At 63.3% G+C, this 6,979-nt stretch carries 7 protein-coding genes; 6 read left to right on the forward strand and 1 reads right to left on the reverse strand.

Going from position 1 to position 6,979, the window contains the following annotated elements:
- Positions 1-155: 155 nt before the first annotated feature.
- The 5 genes from Q7J44_RS18880 (at position 156) to Q7J44_RS18900 (ending at position 4,982) form a co-directional block, all read left to right on the forward strand.
- Positions 156-713 carry a substrate-binding domain-containing protein gene (locus Q7J44_RS18880; RefSeq protein WP_304882607.1) on the forward strand — a complete coding sequence of 186 codons (558 nt, stop codon included), beginning with the start codon at positions 156-158 and terminating at the stop codon, positions 711-713.
- Positions 714-795: 82 nt separating this feature from the next.
- Positions 796-1,923: an ABC transporter substrate-binding protein gene (locus Q7J44_RS18885; protein ID WP_304882609.1), complete on the forward strand. Its 1,128-nt coding sequence runs from the start codon at positions 796-798 to the stop codon at positions 1,921-1,923.
- 78 nt (positions 1,924-2,001) lie between these two features.
- A complete protein-coding gene (locus tag Q7J44_RS18890; RefSeq protein ID WP_304882611.1) occupies positions 2,002-3,120 on the forward strand; it encodes a substrate-binding domain-containing protein in 1,119 nt (372 codons plus the stop codon).
- Positions 3,121-3,184: 64 nt separating this feature from the next.
- A complete protein-coding gene (locus Q7J44_RS18895) occupies positions 3,185-4,081 on the forward strand; it encodes an inositol monophosphatase (RefSeq protein ID WP_304882613.1) in 897 nt (298 codons plus the stop codon).
- Between the two features lie 49 nt (positions 4,082-4,130).
- Complete coding sequence (locus Q7J44_RS18900) at positions 4,131-4,982, forward strand: inositol monophosphatase family protein (protein ID WP_304882615.1); 852 nt, start codon at positions 4,131-4,133, stop codon at positions 4,980-4,982.
- Here Q7J44_RS18900 and Q7J44_RS18905 read toward each other — a convergent pair.
- Positions 4,979-6,016 carry a substrate-binding domain-containing protein gene (locus tag Q7J44_RS18905; RefSeq protein ID WP_304882617.1) on the reverse strand — a complete coding sequence of 346 codons (1,038 nt, stop codon included), beginning with the start codon at positions 6,014-6,016 and terminating at the stop codon, positions 4,979-4,981. The genes Q7J44_RS18900 and Q7J44_RS18905 overlap by 4 nt on opposite strands.
- 285 nt (positions 6,017-6,301) lie before the next feature.
- On the opposite strand from Q7J44_RS18905, the gene Q7J44_RS18910 reads away from it, so the two are divergent.
- Positions 6,302-6,931, forward strand: a complete 630-nt coding sequence (locus Q7J44_RS18910) for a dual specificity protein phosphatase (protein ID WP_304882619.1) — start codon at positions 6,302-6,304, stop codon at positions 6,929-6,931.
- The last annotated feature ends 48 nt before the right edge of the window (positions 6,932-6,979 follow it).

Here is a 6,979-nt window from a genome sequence, read left to right on the forward strand (position 1 = left end):
TGTTTGCGTGAAAGCCCACTGGTCAGCGCGATCCGCACCGCATCCTTGCGAAATTCTTCCGTCCTGACTGTGCCCATGGTTCATCTCCTTTGCTGCACATTACGCTATCAAAGGAGCGGCACCAAACCGCGACAAGACCAGACTGGTTCAACCAGATGGAGACGCATTTTGATGCGGAAGTCGCCGCCGCGTATGAAGCGCATTACGGCAAGCCGCTGGAAACCGACGAACCCACCGCGACCAAGGCCTGGATCAAGGCGATGGCCCTGAACGCCCCCCTGCTGACGGACTCGGATTCTGCGGCGGGTGAGGCGGTGGGGGCGAAAGGTCAGGCCGAGCCGTTTCTGGGCCTCGTCTCGACCGCCAAGTTCCGCGACAACGCGCCCGACGGGTTGCAACTGGGCCTGTGCGCGGGGATGGAGCCGTTTTCGGGCTGGATGTATCCGGGCTTTGGCGTGGTGTCGACCAAATCGAAAAGCCCCAATGCCGCCCGCCTGTTCCTGCGCTTTTTGATGACCGAAGAGGGCATCGGCCCGCAAACCCTCGATGGCAAGATCTCGTCCAACACTGAGGTGCCGATTCATGCCGACGAGCCCTCGGGCGTTGGCAGCATCCTCGATGAGATGATGCCCTACAGCTCTGCATCGGCGCTGTCGGATTTCGACCTGCGCCAGGATTGGCAGGATTTCTGGCGGGTGAACTACACCCGCTGAGCCGCATCCCGGTGGCCGCGGCATGCCGCCCCGGCCACCCCCTTGATCCCATCGGGCATCCTTGCCCCCGGAGAGGTTCGACATGATGACGTCTTTCAAGACCCTTGCACCATCCTTCGCCCTTTTGTCCGCGCTCGCACTGGCCGGTCCGGCGCAGGCCCAGACGGCTGCGCCCTTTGATCTGGAGGCGCTGATCACCGCCGCCCGCGCCGAAGCCCCGATCAACGTCTATGACAGCACCGGCAAAATTGTCGACATGGCCGAGGCATTTACCGCGAAATACGGAATGCAGGTCACCGGCATCAAGGTTTCGGCCAATGCGCAGCTGGAAATGATCGTGCGCGAGGCGCAGGCCGGCAATGTCCAGGGCGATGTCGCGCTGATCACCGACACTCCTGCCGGGGTCGCGCAATTGCTGCCCGCGGGTTTTGTGACAAGCTGGATTCCGCCCGACATGGTCGATGTGGTGCCAGAGCAGTTCCACAACCCGCTGGCGATCACCACCAATGCCAACGTGTTTGCCTATAATACCGAAGTTTATGACACATGCCCGATCACCAATATCTGGCAGCTGACGGACCCGGAATGGAGCCGCAAGGTGGCCTTTGTCGATCCGCTGACCAAGGGCACCTATCCCGACTGGTTCAACCAGATGCAGACCCACGCCGATGATCAGATGGCCGCCGCCTATGCAGCCCATTACGGCAAACCGCTGGAAACCGACGAGGCCAGCGCCACCGCCGCCTGGGTCAAGGCTCTGGCAGCCAACGCGCCCCTGCTGACCGATGGCGACGACGCCGCATCCGCCGCCATCGGCGCACCCGGTCAGGCCGCGCCGTTTGTCGGGTTGCTCAGCTCGGCCAAGTTCCGCGACAACACCGATCAGGGCTACAAACTGGGTCTGTGCACCGACCTGTCGCCTTGGGTCGGCTGGAATTACACCAAGCTGGCTTTGATCGCCACCGGCACCAAAAGCCCCAATCTGGCGCGTCTGTTCGTGCATTTCACGATGACCGAAGACGGCATCATGCCCCAGATGGTTGACGGCAAGATCCCGACCAACACCACGATTTCGATGCCCGCCGATGAACCGTCGGGCCTGATGGCGGTGGCGGATCGCATCTTTGACTACAACGCCGCCACCGCGCTGGAGGACTGGGAAGCCCGTCAGGACTGGCAGGATTTCTGGCGCATTCATTACAGCCGCTGAGGCAGGGCGCGGGCAAGCCGTGTCCCGCGCGCCGTCTGACACGCCGCCATGGCACCACCTCACCAAAAGGGAACCAAAATGAACAAGAGACGGGAAAAGACCGCCATAGCGCTTGCGCTGGCCCTCGGGGTCGCCAGTCCGGCAGGGGTCTGGGCGCAGGACAGCCTTGATCTCAACGCCCTGATCGCCGCCGCCAAAGCCGAGCCGCCGATCACGGTCTACGCCGTGACCGGCAAGATCGTCGACACTGCCGCCGCCTTCACCGCCGCCTATGGTGTGCAGGCCGAAGGCCGCAAGGTGAACGAGGCGGATCAGGTCGAACTGTTGATCCGCGAACATCAGGCGGGCAATGTGCAGGGCGATGTGTCGGTCGCCGCCGATGTGGCCGCGATTGCCGCCCAGCTGTTGTCGGCAGGGATTGTCGAAAGCTGGGTGCCGGGCGATCTGGCCGAACACTTCGACCCCGCGATGCGCGATCCGCTGGTTCTGGTCAACGATCCACATGTCTGGAGCTACAACACCGAAGTGCATGCCGAATGCCCGGTCAGCAACATCTGGGAACTGACCGAACCACAGCACGCGCGCAAAGTGGCCATGCTGGACCCGCTGGTAAAGCCCAATTATGCCGATTGGTTCAACCAGCTGGAAATGCACCACGATGAAGCGATGGCCACCGCCTATGCTTCGCATTTCGGCCACGCGTTCGACCCCTCGACCGGCACGGCAACCGCCGCATGGGTGGCGGCCTTCGCCAGGAACCAGCCGCTGCTGGGGGATTCTGACACCGTGTCTTCGGCCATCGGCGCGCCGGGGCAGGCCGAGCCGTTCTTTGGCATCACTTCCACTGCGAAGTTCCGGGCCAACGAAAGCGCGGGCTACAAGCTTGGCCTGTGCAGCGACATGCAGCCCTTTGGCGGCTGGCTTTACCCCGGTCCGGGGATGATCGCCGCAGGCACCGGCAGCCCGAATGCGGCCCGCCTGTTCATCCATTTCCTGCTGACCGAGGAAGGCATCGCAAACCAGACTGTCGACGGCAAGATCTCTACCAACGCCCTGGTGCCGGTGCACGCGAAAGAAGCGTCCGGCGTGGGCGCACATCTGGACCGGATGATGCGCTTTGACATGGCAACGGCCGTGGATGACTTCGACCGCCGGCAGGACTGGCAGGATCATTGGCGGCTCAATTACTCCCGTTAAGCCCGCCAGACCGGGGGCAGGCAGGGCGTGCCTGTTCCCAATCTTCCAACCGAACGGAGTTCGCATGACGCTTCTTTCCAGCCCCGGCCAAGCGGCCCCGTCTGAACATACCCCGGCGGTGCTCGCCTTGTCCCGGCAGTGCCGCGAGGTGGCGATGGCGGCTGCCCGCGCCGTGCAGGCCCCGCTGACCGAGGTCTTCCGCTCGCGCATGGATGTCGACACCAAGGTCGATTTCCATGACATCGTGACCATTCACGACAAGGCCACCGAAGAACGCCTGATCGCCTTTATCCTGCGCGAAATGCCGGATTCCGCCATTCTGGGCGAAGAGGGCGGAGCCACCGGATCAGGCCGGGTGCAATGGTATGTCGACCCGATTGACGGCACGGCCAATTTCGCGCGCGGGCTGGCATTCTGGTGCATTTCCATCGGCGCGGTGGTGGATGGTGACATCGTGGCCGGTGCCATCCTTGACCCGGTTTCGGGGGCGATGTTCAGCGCGGATCTGACTGGCGCCTGGCTGGGCGATGCGCCGCTGCGCTCCCGCGCGGCGGCGCATGAACGCGAGGCGGTGCTGATCACCGGCTATCCCGTCGCCCGCGATCTGCGGCTGGATGGCCGGGCAGACGCGCTGGAAAACTTCGCACAGCTGACCGAGACATTTTCCACCCTGCGCCGCCCCGGCAGTGCGGCACTGTCCATCGCGCATGTTGCGGCAGGCTGGGCCGATGCCGCTGCAGGCTTCGGCGTGAATCCGTGGGACGTTACCGCCGCCATCCTGATCCTGAAACAGGCGGGGGGCAGCTATCACCCCCTGACACTTGGCAAGGTTGCCGCGGGATCGCGCGATTACCTTTGCCCCGGCTACGTCGCTCTGGGTGAAGGCGCAGACTATCCGACCTTTACCCGCATCGCCCAAGGCATCTCTGACCAGCGCGATGCGGCAAGAGCACGGCTATGACCCACTCTTTGCCTCAACTCACAAGAACCAGAATAAAGCCGAGATCCCTATGACCCTCACATCCCCGAATTTTACGTGCTCTCCCGCAATTCCGGCCACCCCCGACCCGGCGGCGCTGACCGCACGAGAGACCTTTCTGGCCGATCTGATCCGCGAGGCTGGGGCACTGGCCCGCCGTGCCTTTGCCGACACCTCGACGCCGCAGGTGGGGATGAAAGGTCCGCAGGACTTTCTGACCGAAACCGATGCAGCAGTTGAAGATCTGGTGCGCAGCCGCATTCAGGCCAGCTTTCCCGACGACAGCTTTCTGGGCGAGGAAACCGGCGGCGTGGCGACGGGTCCGGTCTGGGTGGTCGATCCGATTGACGGCACCGCCAATTTTGCCCGCCGCATCCCGCACTACTGCATTTCCATCGCCTATGTCGCGGACGGTGAAATCCGGCTGGGCGCGATCTATGACCCCAGCCATGACGAGCTTTATGCCGCGCGGCAGGGCAGGGGGGCCACCCGCAACGGGACACCGATCCGGGTGGCGCAGACCACGCGGGCCGATGCCGCCTGTCTGGAACTGGGCTGGTCGAACCGCCTGCCGAACGCCACCTACCTTGCCGTGCTGACCGCAATGCTGGAGGCCGGGGCCAATGTGCGGCGCGCAGCAACAGGCGCACTGGGGCTGGCCTATGTGGCCGACGGGCGCTCGGATGGCTATGCCGAACTGCACATGCACCCCTGGGACTGTCTGGCGGGCCTGCTGCTGGTGGAAGAAGCGGGCGGCCGCGTCTGCGGCTTTCTGGAAGCTGACGGGCTGAACAAGGGCGGCGCGGTTCTGGCCACAGCCCCCGGACTGGCCGAATTGATGAGCCGCGCCACCAACGTCACACTGCGCGAGGCACCAAATTAAAGCGGCGTGCCGCGCACCGATTTGCGCCAGACCAGTTCGGCCTGAAACCGGATCGGCTCGCGCCGCGTGCGCGGTGGCGGCGGCCCGTCAAGCAGCTCGACGATGCGTTCGGCGATCTGCTCGATCGGCTGGCGAAAGGTGGTCAGATCAAACGATGACCAACCCGCCTGTTCGATATCGTCAAAGCCGATCACACACAGATCATCCGGGATCGACAGGCCGAATTCGCTGCGCGCGGTATCCATGAAGCCGCAGGCCAACAGATCGGTCACGCAGAACGCGCCATCGGGGCGGTCTGCGCCTGCCAGCAGCATCCGCGCAATCTCGCTGCCCGAGGCATAGGCCGTTGGCCCATGCCGCACCACCTGCACCGCGACCCCGGCTTGGGTGGCGGCGGCAACAAAGGCCTCTTCGCGGGTGACCACGCTGGCGGTGCCCACCTCCGACGCGACAACTGCGATCTTGCGGCACCCCGCTGCCTGCAATTGCAAGAACGCCTCCCGCGCGGCGGCGCGGTTGGTGACGATAATGGTGTCAGGCCCCGGCACCGGGTCATCGCGGTTGACCATAATGACATGTTGGCCATTGTTCAGGCAGGTCTGGATCAGCGATCCCGCAGGCTGCCCTGACAAAACGACGGTGGCATCCGCCCGGTATTGCAAGGTCTGGCGCAGCGCTTTTTCCACGCTTTCCACCTGGCCCGAGGTGTTGATGACCATCGCCACCTTTTCCGCCCGCTGCAACCGGCTGGTCAGCGCGTCGATCATCCGGGCCTGATAAGGCGTGTTGATGTCGGTCACCACTAAGGACACGATGTTGGACTGATCATGGATCAACCCGCGCGCAAGATGGTTCACGTGATAGCCAAGGGCCTCTGCCGCCTCAATTACCCGCTGCCGTGTGCTGTCCGAAACGCTGGCCCCGTCGGTAAAGGTGCGCGACACCGCTGAGCGCGAAACTCCCGCCCGTTCCGCCACTTGCTGCGCGCTGACAAAAGACCGCTGTCTTTGCTTCCCACCAACGGTTTCGGTCATTGTCTCTCGCAAGGATTGGTCATGGCTCACCTATGACTTGGCTGCAGCCTGAGCGCCAAGCTGCAAGGACGTTTGGGCCTGGCTCGTTCTATACAGCAACCCGGGCCGCACATTCAACAAAACTGATATTCGTGATATCCGCGTGGGATGTTGACACCATTGCACAGGTGTGCAAATCTTTGTGCAGCGCCGGTTTGCTTTGCCGAAGTCTGGCGTGGATGTCGAGTGCAGCAAGCTCTGCTTGCTGACCCTGCCAGTCTCTCAGCCTGATCGGAACCGAACCGTATGACCGACACCATTTTGCATTCAGACCCCAAGCCCAAGCACAAGGCGGCCACCCTGACGCCGCTCAGCCTTATTGCAACGGGGGTGGGCGATGAAGGTGTGTCGCTCTATATCGGCAATTCCGACGGCGCGCGCGATGTGGCCACGCTGGCGCAGCTTGGCATCACCACGGTGATCAATTGCGCGGTGAACCTTGATATCAATTATGTTTCTGATCCGGTAGATCCGGCACAGTCCGGCAAATGCGCGGTCGGCCATGCCCCGATCCGCAGTTACAAGATCGGGCTGATCGACGGCCACGGCAACCCCGGCCGCATGATGCTTGCCGGATACTACATTCTGGATGGCGCGCTGAAGCAGGTGATGCCCGACCGCAGCAGCTATCCCAACCGCGCGCGTGGGCATGTTCTGGTGCATTGCCGGGGCGGGCGGAGCCGCTCGGTTGCACTTGCGTCGCTGTATCTCAGCAAGACGCAACCGGACCAGTTCCCCACCCTCGACGATGCCATCGCCCATGTGCGCAAAATGCGGGCTCTGCCGCCGGACGAATGGTTTGAGACGCCGAAACCCATGTTGATTGAGGCGGCGCGGCTGGCCTCGGCGGCGATTGATGATCTGGAGGGACTTTGACATCGGCTCCACACTTGTTCTGATCGACATTCTGGGGGCGGGCGCGCT

It is taken from the genome of Pseudotabrizicola sp., from assembly GCF_030656345.1.
GTDB lineage: Bacteria > Pseudomonadota > Alphaproteobacteria > Rhodobacterales > Rhodobacteraceae > Pseudotabrizicola.

Coding starts and splice junctions, on each gene's coding strand:
- Q7J44_RS18880 (WP_304882607.1), top strand. CDS start 156: ATGGAGACGCATTTTGATGCGGAAGTCGCCGCCGCGTATGAAGCGCAT.
- Q7J44_RS18885 (WP_304882609.1), top strand. CDS start 796: ATGATGACGTCTTTCAAGACCCTTGCACCATCCTTCGCCCTTTTGTCC.
- Q7J44_RS18890 (WP_304882611.1), top strand. CDS start 2,002: ATGAACAAGAGACGGGAAAAGACCGCCATAGCGCTTGCGCTGGCCCTC.
- Q7J44_RS18895 (WP_304882613.1), top strand. CDS start 3,185: ATGACGCTTCTTTCCAGCCCCGGCCAAGCGGCCCCGTCTGAACATACC.
- Q7J44_RS18900 (WP_304882615.1), top strand. CDS start 4,131: ATGACCCTCACATCCCCGAATTTTACGTGCTCTCCCGCAATTCCGGCC.
- Q7J44_RS18905 (WP_304882617.1), bottom strand. CDS start 6,016: ATGACCGAAACCGTTGGTGGGAAGCAAAGACAGCGGTCTTTTGTCAGC.
- Q7J44_RS18910 (WP_304882619.1), top strand. CDS start 6,302: ATGACCGACACCATTTTGCATTCAGACCCCAAGCCCAAGCACAAGGCG.